The organism is Leisingera sp. ABM4_060, assembly GCF_056158765.1.
Genome location: NZ_JBSWTX010000001.1, coordinates 3,454,275 through 3,478,699, shown reverse-complemented (window position 1 = coordinate 3,478,699; position 24,425 = coordinate 3,454,275). Strand labels below are relative to the sequence as shown.

Below are 24,425 nucleotides of genomic sequence, written 5' to 3'. Positions count from 1 at the left end.
AAGCCCCCGCATGAAATCATGCGGGGGCTTTTCCCAACGTTTGCTGCCGGGGCTTAGTCGCGGCTTTCCGGGGTTTCGACCAGGATATCCAGATCGTCGCCGCCGCCCATCACGTCCTCGTCCATCACCGGTGCAGCCAGGGCTGCAGCGGCTTCGGCTTCCTCGCGGCGGGCTTCCAGAACCACGTTGTCGCGGCCCTGTGCAATCGAGCGCACGGCCTGGGTCGCGCCGCCGGTGCCGGCCGGGATCAGGCGGCCCACGATGACGTTCTCCTTGAGGCCGACCAGCTTGTCCTTCTTGCCCTGCACCGAAGCCTCGGTGAGAACCCGGGTGGTCTCCTGGAAGGAGGCCGCGGAGATGAAGGAGCGGGTCTGCAACGACGCCTTGGTGATGCCGAGCAGGATCGGTTCGCCCTGTGCCGGGCGCTTGCCGCGGGCCAGAGATTTCTCGTTGGCTGCGTCAAACTCCTGCTTGTCGACGTGTTCGCCTTTCAGCAGCGTGGTGTCGCCGGAGTCCGAGATCTCCCACTTCTGCAGCATCTGGCGGACGATCACCTCGATGTGCTTGTCGTTGATCTTCACACCCTGCAGTCGATAGACGTCCTGGACCTCGTCGATCATGTAGTTCGCCAGTGCCTCGACACCCATGATGGACAGGATGTCATGCGGTGCCGGGTTGCCGTCCATGATGTAGTCGCCCTTCTGGACAAAGTCACCTTCCACAACCGGGATGTGCTTGCCCTTGGGCACCATGTATTCGACGGGCTCCAGCGACTCGTCCACAGGATCAATCGCGATACGGCGCTTGTTCTTGTAGTCGCGGCCGAAGCGCACGTGGCCATCGATTTCGGCGATGATCGCGTGGTCTTTCGGACGGCGGGCTTCGAACAGTTCCGCAACGCGCGGCAGACCACCGGTGATGTCCTTGGTCTTGGCGCCTTCACGCGGGATACGCGCAACAACGTCGCCAGCCATGACCTGCTGACCGTCCTCGCAGGACAGAATCGCATCCACGGACATCGGGTAGGTGACCGGGTTGCCGTTGTCGTTGCGAACCGGCTCGCCGTTGCTGTCGACCAGGATGATCTCCGGCTTCAGGTCGGAGCCCTTCGGAGCCGCACGCCAGTCGATCACGATCTTCTGGGTCATGCCGGTGGCTTCGTCGGTCTCGTCGCGGACCGCCAGGCCCGAGATCAGGTCCACGTATTTCGCGGTACCCGGTTTCTCGGCGATGATCGGCAGGGTGTAGGGGTCCCATTCGAACAGCTTGTCGCCGCGGGAGACGTCCTGGCCTTCCTTGACGAACAGCTTGGAGCCGTAGCCCAGCTTGTGGCTGGCGCGCTCTTCGCCGTGCTCGTCCTGGATGATCAGCTTCATGTTGCGGCCCACAACCAGGGTCTCGCCGTTGGCGTTCACCAGGGTGTTGGGCATCTCGAAGACGATCTTGCCTTCCTGAGACGCTTCCAGGAACGACTGCTGGCCGCCCTGGGCAACGCCGCCGATGTGGAAGGTCCGCATGGTCAGCTGGGTGCCGGGTTCACCAATCGACTGCGCCGCGATGATGCCGACGGCCTCGCCGGTGTTCACCTGCGTGCCGCGGGCCAGGTCACGGCCGTAGCACATGGCGCAGACGCCCTCTTCGCTCTCACAGGTCAGCGGCGAGCGGATGCGGGTCGACTGCACACCGGCCTCTTCCACTGCGTCGGACATGCGTTCGTCGATCAGCTGGCCGGCGGCCACGATGATCTCCTCGGTGCCGGGACGCTTGATGTCGTCGGCAGCCACACGGCCCAGGATGCGTTCGCTGAGCGAAGCAACCACTTCACCGTCGTTGACGGCCGCCTCAGCGGTGATCGCCCGCTCGGTGCCACAGTCGCGCTCGCGCACGATGCAGTCCTGCGCCACATCCACCAGACGGCGGGTCAGGTAACCCGAGTTCGCCGTCTTAAGCGCGGTATCCGACAGACCCTTACGGGCACCGTGGGTCGAGTTGAAGTACTCAAGAACGGTCAGACCTTCTTTAAAGTTCGAGATGATCGGGGTCTCGATGATGTCGCCGTTCGGCTTGGCCATCAGGCCGCGCATGCCGCCCAGCTGCTTCATCTGGGTAACCGAGCCACGCGCACCGGAGTGAGCCATCATGTAGACCGAGTTCGGCTCCATGACTGCACCGTTCTCGTCGCGCTTGTCGTCCGAGATGGTCGACATCATCGCTTCGGTGACCTTGTCGTTACACTTCGACCAGGCATCGACAACCTTGTTGTACTTTTCGCCCTGAGTGATCAGGCCGTCCATGTACTGCTGTTCGAAGTCTTTGACCTGATCGCGGGTGTCGTCGACGATGGTCCACTTGGTGTCAGGGATCACCATGTCGTCCTTGCCGAACGAAATGCCCGCCTTGAACGCTTCACGGAAGCCCATGGTCATGATCTGGTCGCAGAAGATCACGGACTCTTTCTGGCCGCAGTAGCGGTAGACGGTGTCGATGACCTGCTGAACCTCTTTCTTCCGCAGCAGTCGGTTGACCAGCTCAAACGGCGCTTTGGCGTTTTTCGGCAGCAGCGCGCCCAGACGGACACGGCCCGGCGTGGTTTCAAACCGCTGCAGGACTTCGTTGCCCTCTTCGTCGATCTGGGTGATCCGCGCAGTGATCTTGGAGTGCAGGTGCACTTCGCCAGCGTCCAGCGCGTGCTGAACTTCGTCGATGGTGCCAAAGATCTTGCCTTCGCCGGGCATACCTTCGCGCTCCAGGGTCACATAGTAGAGACCCAGGATCATATCCTGCGACGGAACGATGATCGGTGCGCCGTTGGCGGGCGACAGAACGTTGTTGGTGGACATCATCAGGACGCGCGCTTCCAGCTGGGCCTCAAGGCTCAGCGGGACGTGCACAGCCATCTGGTCGCCGTCAAAGTCCGCGTTGAACGCCGAGCAGACCAGCGGGTGCAGCTGGATTGCCTTGCCTTCGATCAGCGTGGGTTCGAACGCCTGGATGCCAAGGCGGTGCAGCGTCGGTGCGCGGTTCAGCATCACCGGGTGCTCGCGGATCACCTCGTCCAGGATGTCCCACACTTCGGGACGCTCTTTTTCGACCAGCTTCTTCGCCTGCTTCACGGTCGAGGACAGGCCTTTGGCCTCCAGACGCGAGTAGATGAAGGGCTTGAACAGCTCCAGCGCCATCTTCTTGGGCAGGCCGCACTGGTGCAGCTTGAGTTCCGGACCGGTCACAATCACCGAACGGCCGGAGAAGTCGACACGCTTACCCAGAAGGTTCTGGCGGAAGCGGCCCTGCTTGCCTTTCAGCATGTCGGACAGCGACTTCAGCGGGCGCTTGTTGGCGCCGGTGATGACGCGGCCGCGGCGGCCGTTGTCGAACAGCGCGTCCACGGATTCCTGCAGCATCCGCTTTTCGTTGCGGACGATGATATCCGGCGCGCGCAGTTCGATCAGACGCTTCAGACGGTTGTTCCGGTTGATAACGCGGCGGTACAGGTCATTGAGGTCGGAGGTCGCAAAGCGGCCGCCGTCCAGCGGAACCAGCGGACGCAGTTCCGGCGGAATGACCGGGATCACGGTCATGATCATCCATTCCGGACGGTTGCCCGATTCCAGGAAGGATTCCACGACTTTCAGACGCTTGATGATCTTCTTGGGCTTCAGTTCGCCGGTGGCTTCGGCCAGTTCGGCGCGCAGCTGCTCGGCTTCCGATTCCAGGTCGATCTGGGCCAGCATGTCACGGATTGCTTCGGCGCCGATGTTGGCGGTGAAGGCGTCCATGCCATAGGCATCCTGAGCGTCCATGTACTCTTCTTCGGTCATCATCTGACCATAGGAGAGGTCGGTCAGGCCCGGCTCGATGACGACGTAGTTTTCAAAGTACAGAACACGTTCCAGATCGCGCAGGGTCATGTCCAGCATCAGGCCGATGCGGGACGGCAGCGACTTCAGGAACCAGATGTGCGCAACCGGCGCCGCCAGTTCGATGTGGCCCATGCGCTCGCGGCGCACTTTCTGCAGGGTGACCTCGACGCCGCATTTTTCACAGACGACGCCGCGGTATTTCATCCGCTTATATTTGCCGCACAGGCATTCGTAGTCTTTGATCGGGCCAAAGATCCGGGCGCAGAACAAGCCGTCGCGCTCCGGCTTGAAGGTCCGGTAGTTGATGGTCTCAGGCTTTTTGATTTCGCCGTAGGACCAAGACAGGATCCGTTCCGGGCTGGCCAGAGAGACTTTGATTTCGTCAAAGACCTTCGGCGGGGTCAGCGGGTTGAACGGGTTGTTGGTGATTTCCTGGTTCATTTTGATGTCCTCAAATTCGTGCGGAAGGGCTGGGAGGGTCGCCCAAACTTTTCTGAAAAGTTTGGGCAAAAGTTTTCAGAAAACTTTTGACCCCTTATTCCTCAACCTCCGCATCCAGGAGTTCCATGTTCAGGCCGAGGCCGCGGACTTCTTTAACCAGAACGTTGAACAATTCCGGAACGCCCGCTTCAAAGTTGTCCTCGCCCTTGACGATCAACTCATAGACCTTGGTCCGGCCGGCGACGTCATCCGATTTGACGGTGAGCATCTCCTGCAGGGTGTAGGCGGCGCCGTAGGCTTCCAGAGCCCAGACTTCCATCTCACCGAAGCGCTGACCGCCGAACTGCGCCTTACCGCCCAGCGGCTGCTGGGTGACCAGCGAGTACGGGCCGGTGGAACGCGCGTGGATCTTGTCGTCCACCAGGTGGTGCAGCTTCAGCAGGTACTTGATGCCAACGGTCACCGGACGCGCGAACTGCTCGCCGGTTCGGCCGTCGAACAGGATCGACTGGCCGGACTGGTCAAAGCCCGCACGCACCAAGGCGTTGTTCACATCGTCTTCCTTGGCGCCGTCAAAGACCGGGGTCGCAATCGGCACACCACGGGTCACATTGCCTGCGGCTTCGATCAGCTCGCCTTCGGACATCGAGGCGATGCCTTCGTCATAGACGTTGTCGCCGTAGGCGTGGTGCATCGCGTCACGGACCGGAGTCAGGTCGCCCGAGCGGCGGTATTCCTGCAGCGCGTCGTCCACCTTGATGCCGAGACCGCGTGCGGCCCAGCCCATGTGGGTCTCCAGGATCTGACCGACGTTCATACGCGACGGCACGCCCAGCGGGTTGAGGCAGAAGTCGACCGGGGTACCGTCGGCGAGGAACGGCATATCCTCCATCGGCACCACTTTCGAGATCACACCTTTGTTGCCGTGACGGCCGGCCATCTTGTCGCCCGGCTGCAGCTTGCGCTTCACGGCAATGAAGACTTTGACCATCTTCATCACACCCGGCGGCAGGTCGTCGCCGCGGCGGACCTTCTCAACCTTGTCCTCGAAACGGGCGTCCAGAGCACGTTTCTGTGCTTCGTACTGCTCGTTCAGAGCCTCGACAACCTGGGCGTCCTGCTCGTCCTCGAGGGCAAGCATCCACCACTGGCCGCGGGACAGGCTGTCCAGCAGGGCTTCGTCGATCGGGGCACCGGCGCGGACGCCTTTGGGGCCTTTGACCGCGGTTTTGCCCAGCAGCATGCCGCGCAGGCGCGCATAGATGTTGCGGTCCAGGATGGTCAGCTCGTCGTCCCGGTCACGGGCCAGACGCTCGACTTCCTCACGCTCGATCTGCAGCGCACGCTCGTCTTTCTCGACGCCATGGCGGTTGAAGACGCGCACTTCCACAACAGTACCGTAGTCGCCCGGCTTCACGCGCAGCGAGGTGTCGCGCACGTCGGAAGCTTTTTCGCCGAAGATGGCGCGCAGCAGCTTCTCTTCCGGGGTCATCGGGCTTTCGCCCTTCGGAGTGATCTTGCCGACCAGAATGTCGCCCGGTTCCACATCGGCACCGATATAGACGATGCCCGCCTCGTCGAGGTTGCGCAGGGCTTCCTCGCCGACGTTCGGGATGTCGCGGGTGATTTCTTCCGGCCCAAGCTTGGTGTCACGGGCGGCGACTTCGAATTCCTCGATGTGGACCGAGGTGAAGACGTCGTCGCGCGCAATGCGCTCGGAGATCAGGATGGAGTCTTCGTAGTTGTAGCCGTTCCACGGCATGAACGCGACGACCACGTTTTTACCCAAAGCCAGTTCGCCCATATCGGTCGACGGGCCGTCGGCGATCACTTCGCCTTTCTGAACGGTGTCGCCCACCTTCACCAGCGGACGCTGGTTGATACAGGTGTTCTGGTTGGACCGCTGGAATTTGCGCATCCGGTAGATGTCAACGCCCGCATCGCCCAGCTCCAGATCGGAGGTGGCGCGGATCACGATACGCTGCGCATCGACCTGGTCGATGATGCCGGCACGTTTGGCCTGGATGGCCGCGCCGGAGTCGATTGCGACCTTTTCCTCGATGCCGGTGCCGACCAGCGGCGCCTCGGCGCGCAGGAGCGGAACTGCCTGACGCTGCATGTTCGAGCCCATCAGAGCGCGGTTGGCGTCGTCGTTTTCCAGGAACGGGATCAGCGAGGCTGCGACCGAGACCAGCTGCTTGGGCGACACGTCGATCAGGTCGACGCTTTCGCGCGGCGCCAGGGTGTAGTCGCCGGACTGACGGGTCGAGACCAGGTCGTTGATGAACTTGCCGTTCTCATCCAGGGTCGCGTTCGCCTGCGCCACGGTGTGGCGCATTTCCTCGGTCGCGGACATGTAGTGGACTTCGTCGCTCACCTGACCTTCGTTCACAACGCGGTAGGGTGTTTCGATGAAGCCGTATTTGTTGACGCGCGCAAAGGTGGCCAGCGAGTTGATCAGACCGATGTTCGGGCCTTCCGGGGTCTCAATCGGGCACATCCGGCCATAGTGGGTCGGGTGCACGTCGCGGACCTCAAAGCCGGCGCGCTCGCGAGTCAGACCGCCCGGGCCAAGCGCCGACAGGCGGCGTTTGTGGGTGACTTCCGACAACGGGTTGGTCTGGTCCATGAACTGCGACAGCTGCGAGGAGCCGAAGAATTCACGCACAGCGGCAGCAGCCGGTTTCGCGTTGATCAGATCCTGCGGCATCACGGTGTCGATCTCGACGGAGGACATCCGCTCCTTGATCGCACGCTCCATGCGCAAGAGGCCGACGCGGTACTGGTTTTCCATCAGCTCGCCAACTGAGCGCACGCGGCGGTTGCCCAGGTGGTCGATGTCGTCGACATCGCCGCGGCCGTCACGCAGGTCGACCAGCGCCTTGATACAGGCGACAATGTCTTCCTTGCGCAGGGTGCGCTGGGTGTCCTCGGCGTCGAGCGCCAGGCGCATGTTCATCTTCACACGGCCAACTGCGCTGAGGTCGTAGCGCTCGGAATCGAAGAACAGGGTGTCGAACAGGGCCGAGGCCGCTTCGACGGTGGGCGGCTCGCCCGGGCGCATCACGCGGTAGATGTCCATGAGCGCGCTTTCGCGGCCCATGTTCTTATCCGCCGCCATGGTGTTGCGCATGTAGGGGCCGACGTTGACGTTGTCGATGTCCAGCACCGGAATGTCGGTGATGCCTGCGTCCAGCAGCTCTTTCAGGGAGCCGCCGATCAGTTCGCCGTCCTTGTCGTATTCCAGGGTCAGCTCATCACCGGCCTCGACATAGATCGCGCCGTTGTCTTCGTTGATGATGTCCTTGGAGACATATTTGCCGACGATGTGCTCGAAGGGAACCAGCAGCTCGGTGATGGTGCCTTCTTCGATCATCTTCTTGACGGCGCGCGGAGTAACCTTCTTGCCGGCTTCGCAGATGATCTCGCCAGTCGCAGCGTCGACCAGGTCGTAGGTCGGGCGGGTGCCGCGCACGCGTTCCGGGAAGAACGGAGTGACCCAGCCGCGGGATTTCTCCAGCTTGAACTGCACGGTGTTGTAATAGGCATCCATGATGCCTTCCTGGTCCAGGCCCAGGGCGTACAGCAGGGTGGTCACCGGCAGTTTGCGGCGGCGGTCGATACGGGCAAAGACGATGTCCTTGGCGTCGAACTCGAAGTCCAGCCAGGAGCCGCGGTACGGGATGATGCGGCAGGCAAACAGCAGTTTGCCCGAGGAGTGGGTCTTGCCTTTGTCGTGGTCGAAGAACACGCCCGGCGAACGGTGCATCTGGGACACGATCACACGTTCGGTGCCGTTCACGATGAAGGTGCCGTTCGGGGTCATCAGGGGCATGTCGCCCATGAAGACGTCCTGTTCCTTGATGTCCTTCACCGACTTGGCGCCGGTGTCTTCGTCCACATCGAAAACGATCAGGCGCAGGGTGACCTTCAGCGGTGCCGAATAGGTCATGTCGCGCTGCATGCACTCTTCGACGTCGTACTTCGGCTTTTCGAAGGAATATTTCACGAACTCCAGAACGGAGGTTTCGTTAAAGTCCTTGATCGGGAAGACCGACTGGAAGACGCCTTTGATGCCTTCGCCGTCAAGCGGCTCGGCGGCATCGCCGGAGCGCAGGAACAGATCGTAGGAAGATTTTTGCACCTCAATGAGGTTCGGCATCTCCAGCACTTCGCGGATTTTGCCGTAGTATTTGCGTAGACGTTTCTGGCCAAGGAACGATTGAGCCATGTCAGATGTCACCTTTCGAGTTCTCACCGGTCAAGGTAGCCGCCGGGCCCCGGCACCTTGCCCATACGAGACAGCGTGTTCGGATCAATTCATGGCCACCGTCCCGAAGGCAGCCTCCCGATCCCTTGAACCTCGCCTGAAAAAACGCCCCGGAATTTAGGGCCCTTTCTAAGACAGGTTCGGCTGGGCCCGGAAAAATCCGGACCCAGCCAAATTTCGATGCATCAGCGATGCACCAGAAGACGGGCTTAGGCCAGCTCGACTTCTGCGCCAGCTGCTTCCAGCTTGCCTTTGATCTCTTCGGCTTCGGCTTTGTCGATGCCTTCTTTGATCTTGCCGCCTGCTTCGACCAGCTCTTTGGCTTCTTTCAGGCCCAGGCCGGTGATGCCGCGGACTTCTTTGATCACGTTGATCTTGGAAGCGCCGGCGTTCTTCAGAACGACGTCGAATTCGGTCTTTTCTTCTTCAGCTGCACCGCCGGCGTCGCCGCCAGCTGCCATGACAACTGCGCCGCCAGCTGCGGGCTCGATGCCGTATTCGTCTTTCAGGATGGTTTTCAGTTCTTGTGCTTCCAGCAGGGTCAGACCCACGATGCTTTCTGCGAGTGCTTTCAGATCAGCCATTGTATCAGCTCTTTCCGTTTACAGTATGTGTGTTCCAACGTGCGGGCGTTCACCCCACGCCAGTCATTCAGTGCCAACCGCTTACGCAGCTTCCGCCTTCTCTTCGATGGTCGAAAGGATGCTTGCGATGTTGCTTGCAGGTGCGCCAATTGCGCCGGCGATGTTCGAAGCAGGTGCGCCAATGCAGCTTGCGATCTGAGCGATGAGCTCGTCGCGGGACGGCATTTTGGACACGGTTTCGACGCCTGCGCGGTCCAGAGCATTCTCACCCATTGCGCCGCCGAGGATCTCAAACTTTTTGTTATCCTTGGCGAAATCCTCGGCCACCTTGGCGGCGGACACGGGATCTTCGGAGTAGGTCAGAACGGTCATCCCTGTCAGCAGGTCGGCCATGCTTTCACACGGCTTACCCTCGAGGGCGATTTTGGCGAGCCTGTTTTTGGCAACACGCACGGAGCTGTTCGCGTCGCTTGCACGCGCGCGCAGATCCTGCATCTCGGCAACTGTCAGACCGGCGTAGTGAGCTACCACCACGACGCCAGAGCTTTCGAAGATCTGGCCGAGTTCCTCGACCACTTTCTCTTTCTGGGCTCTATCCACAGTTCTCTCCAAGTTAGGGATGCTTACACATCCCGGCTCATATTTGCCGAACCAGATGGCCCGGCGTTCAGGTCCGTTTTACGGGATGAGCCAAAGTCGCCCGAGGGAATGAAAACCCTCGATCTTCCTGGTCTTACCCGTCTCAGGAGGGAAATTAAGACCCGATCGAGAGGCCACCCACCATCTTGGACGAAATGAAATAAAGCGCACGACGAATCGCACGCTTTATCTCCAGGCCGTAGTTATTCCTATTTTACGGGTTTTCCAAGGGGGAAACGCGCGGAGCCCGGCATTTTCAGCCACTCAGCCCGCGGCCATGAAAGCCCCCTGCTGCAGGCAGTTCCGCAGCACCCTCGCCTCGCCCGCGCTGAGGGTCATCGCCGCCGTTCCCCCAAAGCCGTCCATTCCCTGCCCCAAAGAGGGAAACAACGCCAGCAGTTCACTGCGCTGCGCGCTGCGCAGCGGGGCGAGGATCCTGGCGACAGGAAGAAGCTTTCGGTCAGCGCACCATTGGATCTCACAATGTGGTGGCGGTCGAACATGAAGTGGTAATAGCAGATGCTGCGCTGTTCACGGATCTCAACGCCAGGCAGGCCGCATAGGTGCTTGGCCGCCACCAGCACATCCGCGCGCCCGAACAGCATTTCGGCCACTGCCAGCTCCAGATGCACGCGGTGCTCCTGGGACAGAAGCAGTTCGCTGGTATTGCCGATCGCCCCGGGCGCGAACACCACGGGGGCAAAGGCGCCAACGCCCTGGACCCTGGTGGAGGATATCCAGCGCAGCCGCTGCAAGCCCGCATCCCTGGTCCACACTTTTTGCCCCTTGATCAGATCTTCGACCGCGGTCACGCCGGAAGCGGTCTCGATCAGCGTCCCCGCACCGAAACAGGTGATGTAGTCGGAGTAATTCGACGTCCCCGAGTTCGACCCGCCGGTTTTAACGTAGGATGTCCCGCTTTCCAGCGGCGCGTTGGTTGCATAACCCCAGACGTTTGACGTCTGGCCGCCCTGCGAAAAGACATAAATGGTGATCTCCGGCCCGGTCGGATTGCCGCTGCCGTCAAGCGCCCTGACCAGAATGCGCGACTCGGATTCCACCTCCGCCCCGTCCGCGACAATACCGCCGCCATCGGTGATGACATGGTCGTCTTCCCGGTCATCGTTGAAACGGTTCCGGCCGCCGCCCGTATCGTCCAGCGTGACCTGGGTGCCGCTGCCGCCGGAATAGGTGAATACTGTTCCGTTCGGCGTGTCCGAGTTGTTGATAACCGGGCTGCCGATGATTGAGCCGTTTGAACTCGAGGCAACCACCAGGCTGGAGCTGTCCTGGGCGAAAAAACTGCGAAGTACCATTTGCCCCAAATAACCTCCGATGACATGCGAGCAAGAGTTAACCCAAGGTTACCCAGATAGAATCTCCGTGAGGAGGGCCAGGCAATGACAACAGCGGAAAGCTGCCTTGCGGCAGCCTGCTCAATCCGCCAACAGAAAAGCCCCGGGCACCTTGGCACCCGGGGCTTCGAAGTCTGGCAATACCGCCCGATTACTCGGTGACGGCGTTGTCCACGTCAACCGTGATGCCCGGACCCATGGTCGAGCTGAGGTTGATCTTTTTCATGTAGGCGCCTTTAGCGCCCGACGGCTTGGCCTTGGCCACAGCCGACACGAAGGCACGGATGTTCTCGACCAGCTTGGCTTCGTCAAACGACGCTTTGCCGACGCCTGCGTGCACAACGCCGCCTTTTTCCGCCTTGAACTGAACTTCGCCGCCCTTGGCTGCTTCCACGGCCGCTTTCACGTCCATGGTCACGGTGCCGACCTTCGGGTTCGGCATCAGGTTGCGCGGGCCCAGGATTTTGCCCAGACGGCCGACGATCGGCATCATGTCCGGGGTTGCGATGCAACGGTCAAAGTCGAGATTGCCGCCCTGGATGGATTCCATCAGGTCTTCGGCGCCAACGACGTCTGCGCCTGCTTCCTTGGCCTCATCCGCTTTCGGGCCGCGGGCGAAGACAGCAACGCGCATGTCCTTGCCGGTGCCGTTCGGCAGGCCGACCACACCGCGGACCATCTGGTCTGCGTGGCGGGTGTCGACGCCCAGGTTCATGGCGATCTCAACGGTCTCGTCGAATTTGGTGGTTGCGTTGGCTTTCACCAGGGCAACTGCTTCTTCCACGGACAGGTTTTCTTTGCCTGCGAAAGCTTCGCGCGCGGCGCGGGTGCGTTTACCGAGCTTTGCCATCTTACTTCACCTCGATGCCCATGGAGCGGGCCGAGCCCAGGATGATCTGCATTGCCGCGTCGATGTCGTTGGCGTTCAGATCTTTCATCTTGGCTTCGGCGATCTCTTTCACCTGGGCCACGGACACGGTGCCGACGGTTTCACGCGACGGGTTGTTCGCGCCGGATTTCACCTTGGCAGCCTTCTTCAGGTAGTAAGACGCGGGCGGCGTCTTGATGTCCATGGTGAAGGACTTGTCCTGATAGTAGGTGATCACGGTCGGGCACGGCGCGCCGGGCTCCATGTCTGCGGTCTTGGCGTTGAACGCCTTGCAGAATTCCATGATGTTGATGCCGCGCTGACCCAGGGCCGGGCCGACGGGCGGAGAGGGGTTTGCCTGACCTGCAGGAACCTGCAGCTTCATCGAACCAACAAGCTTCTTAGCCATTTGGTGTCCTTTCAACGAGGACGGAACGCGTTCCGCCCGGAGAATGTTGCGTGGTCGGATTTCAGGATCGCGATCCGTCCATCTCCCACGAGAGAATCTCGCCCGAAGACGATAGAGGCGGCATGTACAGGGGAACGGTGGGGTTGGCAAGTGGGCGGGGCCGCTGAATTCGGAACCACGGTCTCGAGCCTATTTTGCAGCCCTTAGCCAATTGGTAGTCTTTTGCCGGTGCAGCACGTAACAAAGGCATGAAACCGGACATTTAGTGTGAGTGGATTGTTTTGTGGCAACCAGAGTTCATTAATGGAGGCAGCGATGCACGGCGGACCTGACAAAAATGTTTCCAACCAAAGTGGCAGGATGTCGAAAGCTATAGCAATACTTGCTGGGAAAGCGAAGAAGCGGCTCTGGCCGGTTCTCTTTTCAAGTGCAGTGTCGTCCGTGGGGGCAATGGCGGCTAGTCAAGAATTGACGTCCGACCTGTCGCAACCCACGGCGAGATATTTGCGTCAAGGCCCGAGTAGTGCGCTTACATTAAGCCATTGGGCCAATGAAATTACATTGGACGTGTTGAGCCCACGAATTGATGCTCAAGTATTGCATGCAGTTTCTATGGTCGACGTCTTATCCGACCATGCAGCTGTCGACATGAAGTTTGCCGGAAAGATTTCCGACGCATTTGCACCTAGATCCAGCGTTGGTCCGGGTGCGAATTACATTGTAATGTTCGAGAACCTTAGCGAGAGGACTGTGGGGCAAGGCTCTACACTGTACGGAGAGGAAATCTCATTTAACTTTGCAGATGCCGACACGTCGGCCCGGTCAATTCTGAAAGCAGGCCTGAGAAAGCAAGGCCAAGGGTGCTTCGCAAATTGGAGCATAGACAGTTCAAACGCGATCTCTGCTTTTGTTCTAGTGATTGATAGACACATGGCAGCCTCCAAGAGGAGGGACTGCATTAACATCGCAACGCCGCTGTCATTTGCTGTGCACCCGGCTGTTACCACACTGAGCTACCCACAGATGCAGGCTTCGCAGGACTTTTTTGACAAGAGTGAAACCTTCCTGCTCTTAAGGTTGTCAGCATATTGTCGAAATGAACTAAAGCAGAATTCTCTGCAGTGCCCTGCAGAAATGTTAGGTGCCTTGTACCAGATGCACGCCAATCTTCTAAAACAGTAGCACCCTTATCCAAGGCAGCAATCCCACACCACTTACAACTCAAAGCGGACGTTCTGCGGATCCCATGCCCCCCCCGCACAGAGCGGCGACTCTGCCCGCAAACCGTCAAACACACAAAAACGCCGCGTTGCAAAACAACGCGGCGCCTCGAATTCTCTAGCGCGGGCAACCAGCCCGCAGCAAATCACCCCTGCTTGGTGACCTGGGTAAAGTCCAGCTCGACCGGGGTCTCGCGGCCGAAGATCGACACGGTGACCTTGAGCTTCTGGTTGTCGTCGTCGACCTCTTCCACCATGCCGTCGAAATCCTCGAACGGGCCGTCGTTGACCTTGACCTTCTCGCCGATCTCAAAGCTGATCAGGGTGCGCGGCGCCTCAACGCCTTCCTCGACGCGGCCCAGGATGCCCTGCACCTCGGCGTCGCGCATCGGCATCGGGCGGCCCTGCGGGCCGAGGAAGCCGGTCACCCGGTTGATCGAGGAAATCAGGTGGTAGCCGCGGTCGGACATTTCCATATGCACCAGCACGTAGCCGGGCATGAAGCGGCGCTCGGTCGAGACCTTCTTGCCGCGGCGGATCTCGATCACCTCTTCGGTGGGGACCAGAACCTCGTCGATCTCGTCCTCAAGGCCCTGTTCTGCGACCGAGGTGCGGATCTGCTCTGCGATTTTCTTTTCGAAGTTCGAAAGAACGCTGACCGAATACCACCGTTTCGCCATGAACCGTCGTCCTTGTGTTGCCGGGCCGGCCCTTGCCGTGCCGCCGCCTGATCATCCTGTTGCAGCCAAAGCTGCGCTCTCCAACAAAAAGCGGCGTGCAACCCGAATCGCCGCACGCCCGCCTCAAATCTTAGGGTTCAGGTACCGCCCATTGCTGGCAAGATCAAGTGCCGCGCAGCAACGGCTGCCCTGAAGCCGGTCGTCTGCCGCAGGCTTAGCCGAACATCCCCAGGAGCCCTTGCAGGCCCCAGCGGATCAGCAAATCGACCAGCGCAAAGAACACCGCTGTAAGCGCCGCCATGATGAACACCATGACGGTGGTCAGCAGCACCTCGCGCCGGGTCGGCCAGACGACCTTGGACACTTCGGCACGGACCTGCTGAATGAACTGAACTGGGTTGATAGTCGCCATACTGGGGGTGTCTCTCTGCTAGCAGTGCAGGCGATTTAACCCCTGGCGCCGGTAAATTCAAGCCCTGCCCCGGCCGCATGGCAACCTGGGCCGGAGCGGTCAATCCAATTTTAATCCACTTCCTGCAAAACTGAATCCAGCAGCCCCGGCAGCCAACGTGCCGCGTGGGCATAACCCGTGTGTTTCAGTGAGATCAGATGCCATGACCCCTGCATACTCCCTTTCCCAAGCGGAACAGCTCGAACGCGATTCCAAACTCGAAGATGCCGTGCTGGCCTATTCCGGAATTCTGGCCCGCAACCCCAAGAACGAACGCGCGCTGGAGGCGCTGGACTTGCTGCGCGGCCGCCTGCGCGCCCAAAGGGAGCCCTCTGCCGACACCAAGGCTGAGCTGGAGGCCGCCCTGGCCGCCGGGCGTCATTTCGATGCCGCGGAAAGCTGCGGCGCGCTGCTGAAAACCTTCCGCGATTCGCATTTCCTGTGGGATTTCCTGGGCCGCTGCCATCTCTCTGCCGGCCATCTGGACAACGCCGCGACCTGCCTCAACAAGGCCTGCGGGATGGATCCCAAGGCGGCCGGAACCTATGCCGCCATGGGCCGCGTCCAAATTGCCCGGGATGAGCTGGAAAACGCGCTGGCCCTGTTCCAAAAGGCGCTGGCGCTGGACCCCGGCTGCCTGCCCGCCCTGCGCAGCATGGCCGAAGTGCTGCCGCAGCTGGGCCGCACGGCTGAAGCCGCGGCAGCCTTGCAGAAAGCGGTTGCACTGGCACCGCAGGACGCCTCCGTCCACCTGGCCCTGGCCTCGCATTTGCGCGCACAAGGGGCCGCGGCGGACGCCGGGCAGCATTACGAACAGGCCGCCCGCCTCAACCCCGCTCTGAGCGAAGCGCATTTCCAGCTGGGACTGCTGCGCAAGGAGGAAGGCCGGTATGCGGATGCGCTCCCGTGTTTTGACAAGATCCTGCAGATCTCGCCATCCGATGATCGCGCCCGCACTCAGCGCCTGCATGTGCTGGCCATGCTCAACGATTGGCGCTGGGAGCAGGAATACGAAGACTGCCGCCGCCTGCTTGGTCTGCGGGGCGGCGGCTGCGATCCCAGCGCGCTGATGCTAATGGAAGACAATCCCGATCTGCTGCGCGCCCGCGCCCAGGCCTATGCAAGCGATCTGTTTCACGCGGCACAATTGCAAACTGCGCCGCCTCTCCCGCAGCGGCCGCAGCGGCTGCGGATCGGATACATCTTCACCAGCCGCGAGGCGGCAGCCGTGATGGAGCAGCATTCCGCCATGCTTGCAGCGCACGATACCGGGCGCTTTGAGATCTATGCCTACGCCACCGGCCCGGAGCTGGCCCCGGAGGCAGCCGCGGAAATCGGCCGCCAGGTTGCCTGCTTGCGGAACTTGGATAGCGCACCTTCGGAGTTTATGGCGGCTTCGGTCAAGGCAGACAGCCTGGACATCGCCGTGGATCTCACCGGCTATGCCCGGGGCAGCCGCCCCAATCTCTTCTCCGCCCGCCTGGCACCGCTGCACATCGCCTATCCCGGCTACTCCGGAACCCTTGGCACCGCCGCCTATGATTACCTGGTCAGCGATGCCACCGTGTGCCCGCCAGGAAGCGAACGCTACCACAACGAATTTTTGCTGCGCCTGCCGGAAGGCCACATGGCGGTATCTCCCGCGACGGCTGCTTCGAGCGGGCTTGACCGGGCCGGCTGCGGCCTGCCGGATGAAGGGTTCGTATTCTGCAGTTTTGCCAGCGGAGCCAATATCTCTCGGAGGGAATTCGATATCTGGATGCGCTTGCTGGGCGGCTCCCCCGGCAGCGTGCTTTGGCTGCAGGACAATGGCGAACATGCCATTTCGAACCTGCGCCGCAGCGCTGCGGCGCGCGGCATCGACCCTGACCGGCTGATCTTTGCCCCGCCGATGCCGCTGCCGGAGCTCTTGACCCGCCTGCCGCTGGCCAATCTGTTCCTGGACACTTTCACCGTCAATGCCTGCACAACTGCCCGTGCAGCACTGGCCGCCGGCCTGCCGGTTCTCTCCCTGCCCGGCCAGCAGTTTGCAGCCCGCACCGGGGCCAGCCTGCTGCAGGCCGCCGGTCTGCCAGAGCTGATCGCAGCCAGCGCTGAGGAGTATGAGGCAACCGCCGTCCGGCTTGCTTCCAGCCCTGAGGCCTGCACGGCCCTGCGCAGCAAATTGCAGGAGCAGCACAAAACCGCACCCCTGTTCAAACCGGTTGAAGCCACCCGCCAGGTCGAGGCCGCGTTTGACGCAGTCTACGACCGCCACCTGCAAGGGTTGGCGCCGGACCATCTGACCCTGTCCTGATCAGCGCATGTGCGGTCCGGGTGCACCCATCCGGACCCGCCTGAACAGGCTGGTTTGCAAAGACCGGATTGCGGGTTGGAAACTGGCAGGGGCAGCAGGGTTCGAACCCGCGACCTACGGTTTTGGAGACCGTCGCTCTACCAACTGAGCTATACCCCTGTGGTGCGGCATGTCCTACGGCAGCCGGACTGCGCTGGCAAGAGCAAAAGCGGATTTTCTGCGCATGGCAAACCGGAATTCCGGCCGCAGGCTTTGACGCGGCCGGGCCATGCAGTAAGAGGGGTTGAATTGCCGGGCCTACGCCCTGGCCGCCTTGCAAGAATGAGCCGGTATCCGTGAGCCTGAGAAAGAAAATCGCCGACAGCCCCAAGGTCAACCGCGCCATTGAGGGGCTGTTTGCCGCCTATGTGCGATTCGCCTTCCGCACCTCGCGCTGGACACGCAGCGGATTTGAGGACATGGACGCCTGCGTGCGCCGCGGCGAACCGGTGATCTTTGTGCTTTGGCACCAGCGGCTGATCATGGCACCCTACCTGTTCGACACCTCGCTGGGCCGTATCTGCGCGCTGACTTCAGCCGCCCGCGCCGGGCGGCTCGCGGGCCAGATCCTGGTCCGGCTGGGATTTGAGACCATTCCGATGTCGAGCCATAAACGTCATGTCGCCCTGTCGCGCGAGGTGCTGCGGCGCACCAGGGAGGGCTGCTCTATCGGTATCGCGGCGGACGGGCCGCGCGGGCCGGCGCGCGTATCCTCGACCGTGCCGGTCGTCTGGGCCCGGATGACCGGTTGCCGGGTGTTCACGGTGGCTTTTGCCGAAAAGAAAGTGATCAAGCTGCCGACCTGGGACCAGCAGATGCTGCCGCTGCCGTTTTCGCGCGGTGTGCTGATGTGCCGGGAATGGACCGACGAGGTGCCGAAAAAGCCCAGCGACGGCGAAGCTGAGGCCTTGCGCCAAAGCTTGGAGCAGTCACTGGACACCATTACGGACGCGGCCGACACAGCCGCAGGGCGCAGCGGCTAAGGCAGAAAACACTCCTCAGCCCGGGCCCGCCGTTTTTCGACGCGGAAAACGGCCATAAAAAATCGATTTTTCATGGCCGGAAACCGCGCCGGTTTCCGGTATCCGCAATGCAAAAAGGCCGCCCGAAGGCGGCCTTTCGCAGAACATTACCGAGTGGGCTCCCGGCAGTTTTCTAGCGAAAACCGCCTGCCGCCCACTGGTCCAAAATCCTTATTCGATGATTTTGGACACGACGCCGGCGCCGACGGTGCGGCCGCCTTCGCGGATGGCGAAGCGCAGGCCGTCTTCCATCGCGATCGGCGCGATCAGCTCAACCGCGAACTTCAGGTTGTCGCCCGGCATCACCATCTCGGTGCCTTCCGGCAGGGTCACGGTGCCGGTCACGTCGGTGGTGCGGAAGTAGAACTGCGGACGGTAGTTCGCGAAGAACGGGGTGTGGCGGCCGCCTTCTTCCTTGGTCAGGATGTAGGCTTCGGCTTCGAACTTGGTGTGCGGGGTCACGGAACCCGGCTTGCACAGCACCTGGCCGCGCTCGACGGAGTCACGGTCCACACCGCGCAGCAGGGCGCCGATGTTGTCGCCGGCTTCACCGCGGTCCAGCAGCTTGCGGAACATTTCCACGCCGGTGCAGGTGGTTTTCGAAGTGTCTTTGATGCCGACGATTTCGATTTCGTCGCCAACGTTGATCACACCGCGCTCCACACGGCCGGTCACAACGGTGCCGCGGCCGGAGATCGAGAACACGTCTTCGATCGGCATCAGGAACGGCTGGTCAACCGCGCGCTCCGGGGTCGGGATGTATTCGTCCACGGCCGCCATCAGCTCTTTGATCTTGTCTTCGCCGATGTTGGCGTCGCGGCCTTCCATCGCCGCCAGAGCGGAGCCTGCAACGATCGGGATATCGTCGCCCGGGAACTCGTAGGAGGACAGCAGCTCGCGGATTTCCATTTCCACCAGCTCCAGCAGCTCTTCGTCGTCGACCTGGTCGACTTTGTTCATGAAGACAACCAGGGCCGGAACGCCGACCTGACGCGCCAGCAGGATGTGCTCGCGGGTCTGCGGCATCGGGCCGTCGGCTGCGTTCACAACCAGGATCGCGCCGTCCATCTGGGCCGCGCCGGTGATCATGTTCTTGACGTAGTCGGCGTGGCCGGGGCAGTCGACGTGGGCGTAGTGGCGCGCGTCGGTTTCATATTCCACGTGGGCGGTGGAGATGGTGATGCCGCGGGCTTTTTCTTCCGGCGCGCCGTCGATCTGGTCGTAGGCTTTGAAGTCGCCGAAGTATTTGGTGATTGCCGCGGTCAGCGTGGTTTTGCCGTGGTCAACGTGGCCGACGGTGCCGATGTTGACGTGCGGTTTATTACGCTCAAACTTTTCCTTTGCCATTCCTTAGGCGCCCTTTTGAAATGAGGGGTCAACTTTGACCCGGTTTCCTCTGCGCGGGCGGATTATTTGGTTTGGCCGGAAAAATCAACCCGTTCCTGCTTGACAGCGGCGGAATTCGCGCGCCTCAGCTGTCCGTGCTGTCCGGCACGGGCCCATCTGCGGCTTCCCCGGCCGGGCGCGGCGCAAACCAGCCCTCTTCCTTGTGCTGTTCCGCCATCCACTCTTCGACCTTGTCGGCGATATTGATGGCCAGGCCCTGGATCTGCTCTTCCTTGGTGCGGGCATGGCCGGAGCCCAGAAGAGCACTTTCGCCGGTGGTGCTTTCGAAGATTTCCATCTGATGCTTCTTGGCGAGGAATTTCTCTTCCGCAACGTCATAGACAAAGACATTCACCACCACCGCGCTTTTTGGCGAAAACAGAACCGGCACGCCGGGCGGGGCCAGCATGAAGCCTTCGAGCGTCACCGCCACGTCATACTCCTGCGTCCCCTCATAGCGACGCAGGCGGGTGTCGATTGCATTTTTCATGGGCGCGGTCCATTCGCTGTGCTCCGCGTCCCGGGACAGCGGCCACTGCAGCGCCTTTTCCGTGTAAACATGGGTAACCCGCGCTTGGAAAACACCCAGATCCTCGGGCGCCTCGTTCAGGCTGGTTTCGCCGCAAGCGGTGAGCAGGGCCAGCCCGGACAGCAGAGAGAGAATGCGGATCATCAATGGTCCCCCACGGAGTTCAGTCCAGCCCAGATAGCCGGGCAAAGCGCGGCCGGTAAAGGCCTGCAATCAGCAACCCCCGCGCTGGTGGCGCGAGGGGCACAGGCAATAGGCAGAACACTGCGGCCTTACTTGAACTTGTAGTCTCGCGGGAAGCCATGCGGCGGGCGTTTGCCGACGCCGGCGCGCTTGCCGAGCCATTGGGTCAGGTCGGCCTCGTGGCGGGTCTTGCCGCCGCCCATTTCCCATTTCAGCCCCTCGTCCCAGTTGAAGGTGGTGATGTCGCTGAGGCCGCCGTCCAGTTCCAGCGACCCCTGCTTGCCGCGGGCCATGTTGTACTTCTGCAGCCGCACCCCCTTGCCGCGGGTGAGTTCCGGCATCTCCTCAACCGAGAACACCAGGAACTTGCCGTTTTCCGAGACGATGGCCACGTGGTCGCCCTCAACAGGGATACAGATCTTGGCGCGGTCATCGTCCTTGACGTTCAGCACCTGCTTGCCGCTGCGGGTCTGGGCGACGATTTCCTTCTCGGCGCAGATGAAGCCGTTGCCTGCGTCGGAGGCAACCAGCAGCCTGCCTTCCGGGTCGTGGATCAGCAGATCGACAATTTCCACCTCATTGGGCAGGTCGACCATCAGCCGCACCGGTTCGCCCATGCCGCGGCCGCCGGGCAGATTCGCCGCCGACAGCGTGTAGAAGCGGCCGTTGGAGCCAAAGACCAGCAGCCGGTCGGTGGTTTCCGCGTGGAAGATGAAGCGTGGGCCGTCGCCGTCCTTGAATTTCAGCTCGCGGGTCAGGTCGATGTGGCCGGTCATTGCGCGGATCCAGCCCATCTGGCTGCAAACCACGGTGATCGGCTCCTTGTCGATCATCGCTTCCAGCGGCACCTCTTCCACTTCGCCGGCCTCGGCAAAGCGGGTGCGGCGGGCGCCGCCTTCGTAGGTTTTGCCGAACTGCTTCTTGGTCTCTTTCAGCTGCTCCGTGATGCGGGTCCACTGCAGCTCTTCCGAACCCAGCAATTCGACCAGACCAGCGCGCTCCTCGCGCAGCGCGTCGCGCTCGCGGGTCAGTTCGATTTCTTCCAGTTTGCGCAGAGACCGCAGGCGCATGTTGAGGATGGCTTCGGCCTGGACCTCGGTCAGCTCGCCAACGCCTTGGGCCGGAGTCATATACTCCGCCTCGGTGAAGGCGCGCGGGTGGTCTTTGCTCCAGTCCTCGCGGATCAGCGCCGCCTTGGGGTCCTCGTCATAGCGGATGATGTCGATCACCCGGTCGAGGTTCAGGAAGGCGATGATGAAGCCTTCCAGCACTTCCAGCCGGTGGTCGATCTTTTCCATCCGGTGGCGCGAGCGGCGCTGCAGCACGTCGCGGCGGTGGTCGAGGAAGGCGCGCAGCACCTCCTTCATCGAGCAGACCTTGGGGGTCACACCGTCGATCAGCACGTTCATGTTGAGGCTGAAGCGGATTTCCAGGTCCGAATTGCGGAACATCATGTTCATCAGAACCTCGGGGTCCACGTTCTTGGACTTGGGTTCCAGAATGATGCGGATGTCGTCCGCCGATTCGTCGCGCACATCGGCGAGGATCGGCACCTTCTTGGTCTGGATCAGTTCGGCGATCTTTTCGATCAGTTTGGACTTTTGGACCTGATAAGGGATCTCGGTGACTACAACCTGCCACTGGCCGCGGCCCAGGTCCTCGACCTCGTGCTTGCAGCGCAGGCGGAAGGACCCGCGGCCGGTGCTGTAGGCCTTGGCGATGTTTTCCTTCGGTTCGACGATGATGCCGCCAGTCGGGAAATCGGGGCCCGGCACGTAGTTCAGCAGCGTGTCGTCGCGGGCATCCGGTGTCTTGATCAGGTGGATACAGGCGTCGATCAGCTCGGCGATGTTGTGGGGCGGGATGTTGGTAGCCATGCCTACCGCGATGCCGGCCGCGCCGTTGGCCAGGATGTTCGGGAAGGTCGCGGGCAGAACCGCAGGCTCCTGCAGGCGGCCGTCGTAGTTGTCGCGGAAATCAACCGCGTCCTCGTTGAGGCCCTCCAGCATCGCCTCGGCGATGAAGGTCATCCGCGCCTCGGTGTAGCGCGAGGCAGCCGGGTTATCGCCGTCGATGTTGCCAAAGTTGCCCTGGCCGTCAACCAGCGGGTAGCGAACGTTGAAATCCTGCGCCAGGCGCGCCATCGCGTCATAGATCGCGGCATCGCCGTGGGGGTGGAAGTCGCCCATGGTATCGCCGGAGATCTTCGCCGACTTCAGGAATCCCCCAGTTGAGCTGAGCCGCAGCCGGTTCATCGCATAGAGGATCCGCCGGTGCACCGGTTTCAAACCATCGCGGGCATCGGGCAGCGCCCGGTGCATGATGGTGCTGAGCGCATAGGTCAGATAGCGCTCGCCAATGGCGCGGCGCAGCGGTTCGCGGATTTCGCCACTTGCAGGGGCGGACGGCATGTCGGGGTCTTCTACCAGGTCGGTCATGCATCGGTGATACTGCCGCTGCCGGAATTGGTAAAGCGGGCGCGCGCGAAATTCGCACACCTCTGCCTGGTTGCCAGTGCACGGGGAGAAGCGGCGCGTCTCTCCCCTGTTTCCTGGCCGTTAACATGCACTAGGTATAGAGGGACCGGGCAGCTGCGCCGGTCGTTTTTGTACTGGAAATCCATTTTCTCATGCAGCTGCCTTAAGTTGGTCTGGGGGGACCGGGTTATGTCGCGATTTGTTCTGGTATCATTTGCCTTCCTCGGATGGGGATTTTACGAGCTGAGCGGAGGGGCGGATTTTGAACCGCCCAAACGGCCGGAGCCGGTAGCGGCGGCGCTGCCTGCCGCGGCTCAGCCTGTGAGAATCACCGCAGCTGCGCTGACTGTGCAGCCGGTGCTGACCCGCCGGTCGCAGGTTCAAGCGCCCCACCGCCCGGCTGCGGACCCGGCCCTGCGCCAGCGGGTCGCAGCCGAACATCTGGCCAGCGCGTCCGGCGTCCTTGCGTCGACTCAGACAGCCTTTTCCAGCGAGCCGGCCCCAGGCGGCCTGCAACTGGCATCGCTTGATGGCGGCCTGGCGGCGATCACGGCAGCACCTGCCGACATCGTGGAAACCGTGCAGCCGGAGCCGGAGGCCGTTTTGGACCGCCGCAGTGTCCGCGCATCACGGGTGAACATGCGGCAAGGGCCAGGCACCAATTATCCGGTAATCACCCGCTTGCTGGGCGGGGATGAGGTCATCGTGATCGAAGACAGCGGCACCGGCTGGCTGCATCTGCGGGCCCCGGCCAAGGGGCATGTCGGCTGGATTGCGGCTTCCCTGGTGAGCAAGAAACGCCCATAACGGCACCGGAGCAATCCGGGCAAAGGGCGCGAACATGAAAAAAACCATCCTGATTACAGGCTGCTCCTCGGGGATCGGTCTGGATGCGGCGCGCGGCATGCGGGAACGCGGCTGGCGGGTGTTTGCCTCCTGCCGCCAGAAACGCGATTGCGACCGGATGCGGGCGGAAGGGTTTGAAAGCCCGCGGATCGACTACACCGAGCCAGCCAGCATTAGTGCAGGCCTCGCCGAGGTGCTGGAGGCCACCGGCGGCACGCTGGATGCGCTGTTCAACAATGGCGCCCATGGGCTGCCCGGCGCGGTGGAGGACCTGCCGACCGAAGCGCTGCGCACGATCTTCGAGGCCAATTTCTTTGGCTGGCACGAGCTGACCCGGCAGGTGATTCCGGTGATGCGCAAACAGGGGCACGGGCGGATCGTGCAGAATTCGTCGATCCTGGGCTTTGTCTCCTTCCCTTGGCGCGGCGCCTATGTGGCGACGAAATACGCACTGGAGGGGCTGACCGACACACTGCGGGTCGAGCTGCAGGGCACCGGCATCCACATGGTGCTGATCGAGCCGGGACCGGTGACCTCGAAAATACGCGAGAAATCCATTCCGCATTTTGAGCGGTTCATCGACTGGAAGTCTTCGCCGCTGCGCGATCTCTACGAGACGCGCCTGCTGAAACGGCTGTATGAGAGCAAGGGCCCGGACACGTTTGAACTGCCCGCCTCTGCCGTCACTGCCAAGCTGGCCCATGCCTGCAAATCCCGACGGCCGCGCCCGCGCTATTACGTGACCACACCGACCCATATTGCCGGTTTCCTGCGCCGGATCCTCAGCACTAGGGCAATTGACCGCATCCTGGTGAAGCTGGGTTAGCCGATTCCCGGTCGCCATCTGCCCGTGCGCAGGGTAGAGGAAAG

The 24,425-nt window shown here is 61.7% G+C and carries 17 protein-coding genes and 1 tRNA gene; 5 read left to right on the top strand and 13 right to left on the bottom strand.

What is annotated here, in order from left to right; genetic code table 11:
* Window positions 1-53: 53 nt before the first annotated feature.
* From rpoC to rplK, 7 genes are all read right to left on the bottom strand, one after another.
* Window positions 54-4,301 (bottom strand): DNA-directed RNA polymerase subunit beta', encoded by a 4,248-nt coding sequence (gene rpoC, locus ACXAEH_RS16735; protein ID WP_475034368.1) that lies wholly within the window; start codon window positions 4,299-4,301, stop codon window positions 54-56.
* A gap of 94 nt (window positions 4,302-4,395) precedes the next feature.
* Complete coding sequence (rpoB, locus tag ACXAEH_RS16730; RefSeq protein WP_475034366.1) at window positions 4,396-8,532, bottom strand: DNA-directed RNA polymerase subunit beta; 4,137 nt, start codon at window positions 8,530-8,532, stop codon at window positions 4,396-4,398.
* Window positions 8,533-8,780: 248 nt separating this feature from the next.
* A complete protein-coding gene (rplL, locus tag ACXAEH_RS16725; RefSeq protein ID WP_039165540.1) occupies window positions 8,781-9,155 on the bottom strand; it encodes a 50S ribosomal protein L7/L12 in 375 nt (124 codons plus the stop codon).
* Window positions 9,156-9,236: 81 nt separating this feature from the next.
* Window positions 9,237-9,755, bottom strand: coding sequence for a 50S ribosomal protein L10 (gene rplJ / locus ACXAEH_RS16720; protein ID WP_475034364.1), 519 nt, complete (start codon window positions 9,753-9,755; stop codon window positions 9,237-9,239).
* Window positions 9,756-10,129: 374 nt separating this feature from the next.
* A complete protein-coding gene (locus tag ACXAEH_RS16715) occupies window positions 10,130-11,110 on the bottom strand; it encodes a Hint domain-containing protein (RefSeq protein WP_475034362.1) in 981 nt (326 codons plus the stop codon).
* Between the two features lie 190 nt (window positions 11,111-11,300).
* Complete coding sequence (gene rplA, locus ACXAEH_RS16710) at window positions 11,301-11,999, bottom strand: 50S ribosomal protein L1 (RefSeq protein WP_475034360.1); 699 nt, start codon at window positions 11,997-11,999, stop codon at window positions 11,301-11,303.
* A 1-nt stretch (window position 12,000) separates the two neighbouring features.
* Window positions 12,001-12,426 carry a 50S ribosomal protein L11 gene (rplK, locus tag ACXAEH_RS16705; protein WP_039134872.1) on the bottom strand — a complete coding sequence of 142 codons (426 nt, stop codon included), beginning with the start codon at window positions 12,424-12,426 and terminating at the stop codon, window positions 12,001-12,003.
* Window positions 12,427-12,693: 267 nt separating this feature from the next.
* On the opposite strand from rplK, the gene ACXAEH_RS16700 reads away from it, so the two are divergent.
* Window positions 12,694-13,608 (top strand): hypothetical protein, encoded by a 915-nt coding sequence (locus ACXAEH_RS16700; RefSeq protein ID WP_475034358.1) that lies wholly within the window; start codon window positions 12,694-12,696, stop codon window positions 13,606-13,608.
* A 184-nt stretch (window positions 13,609-13,792) separates the two neighbouring features.
* On the opposite strand, the gene nusG is transcribed toward ACXAEH_RS16700, so the two are convergent.
* Together nusG and secE are read right to left on the bottom strand one after the other, a co-directional pair.
* The gene (gene nusG / locus ACXAEH_RS16695; protein WP_475034357.1) at window positions 13,793-14,326 is read right to left on the bottom strand and encodes a transcription termination/antitermination protein NusG; all 534 of its coding nucleotides are present in this window, start codon (window positions 14,324-14,326) and stop codon (window positions 13,793-13,795) included.
* A gap of 214 nt (window positions 14,327-14,540) precedes the next feature.
* Complete coding sequence (gene secE, locus ACXAEH_RS16690; protein WP_039165547.1) at window positions 14,541-14,738, bottom strand: preprotein translocase subunit SecE; 198 nt, start codon at window positions 14,736-14,738, stop codon at window positions 14,541-14,543.
* Between the two features lie 202 nt (window positions 14,739-14,940).
* On the opposite strand from secE, the gene ACXAEH_RS16685 reads away from it, so the two are divergent.
* The gene (locus tag ACXAEH_RS16685) at window positions 14,941-17,073 is read left to right on the top strand and encodes an O-linked N-acetylglucosamine transferase, SPINDLY family protein (RefSeq protein WP_475034355.1); all 2,133 of its coding nucleotides are present in this window, start codon (window positions 14,941-14,943) and stop codon (window positions 17,071-17,073) included.
* An 83-nt stretch (window positions 17,074-17,156) separates the two neighbouring features.
* Here ACXAEH_RS16685 and ACXAEH_RS16680 read toward each other — a convergent pair.
* Window positions 17,157-17,232, bottom strand: a tRNA-Trp gene (locus ACXAEH_RS16680).
* A 176-nt stretch (window positions 17,233-17,408) separates the two neighbouring features.
* On the opposite strand from ACXAEH_RS16680, the gene ACXAEH_RS16675 reads away from it, so the two are divergent.
* On the top strand, window positions 17,409-18,095 hold the full coding sequence (locus tag ACXAEH_RS16675; protein WP_475034353.1) for a lysophospholipid acyltransferase family protein: 687 nt from the start codon (window positions 17,409-17,411) through the stop codon (window positions 18,093-18,095).
* A 210-nt stretch (window positions 18,096-18,305) separates the two neighbouring features.
* Here ACXAEH_RS16675 and tuf read toward each other — a convergent pair whose 3' ends face one another.
* The 3 genes from tuf to parC form a co-directional block, all read right to left on the bottom strand.
* Complete coding sequence (gene tuf / locus ACXAEH_RS16670; protein ID WP_475034351.1) at window positions 18,306-19,481, bottom strand: elongation factor Tu; 1,176 nt, start codon at window positions 19,479-19,481, stop codon at window positions 18,306-18,308.
* 124 nt (window positions 19,482-19,605) lie between these two features.
* Complete coding sequence (locus ACXAEH_RS16665; protein WP_475034349.1) at window positions 19,606-20,193, bottom strand: hypothetical protein; 588 nt, start codon at window positions 20,191-20,193, stop codon at window positions 19,606-19,608.
* 128 nt (window positions 20,194-20,321) lie between these two features.
* On the bottom strand, window positions 20,322-22,670 hold the full coding sequence (gene parC / locus ACXAEH_RS16660) for a DNA topoisomerase IV subunit A (protein ID WP_475034347.1): 2,349 nt from the start codon (window positions 22,668-22,670) through the stop codon (window positions 20,322-20,324).
* A 228-nt stretch (window positions 22,671-22,898) separates the two neighbouring features.
* Here parC and ACXAEH_RS16655 point away from each other — a divergent pair, with 228 nt between their 5' ends.
* Together ACXAEH_RS16655 and ACXAEH_RS16650 are read left to right on the top strand one after the other, a co-directional pair.
* Window positions 22,899-23,516 (top strand): SH3 domain-containing protein, encoded by a 618-nt coding sequence (locus ACXAEH_RS16655; RefSeq protein ID WP_475034345.1) that lies wholly within the window; start codon window positions 22,899-22,901, stop codon window positions 23,514-23,516.
* Between the two features lie 34 nt (window positions 23,517-23,550).
* Window positions 23,551-24,381 carry an SDR family NAD(P)-dependent oxidoreductase gene (locus tag ACXAEH_RS16650; RefSeq protein ID WP_475034343.1) on the top strand — a complete coding sequence of 277 codons (831 nt, stop codon included), beginning with the start codon at window positions 23,551-23,553 and terminating at the stop codon, window positions 24,379-24,381.
* The last annotated feature ends 44 nt before the right edge of the window (window positions 24,382-24,425 follow it).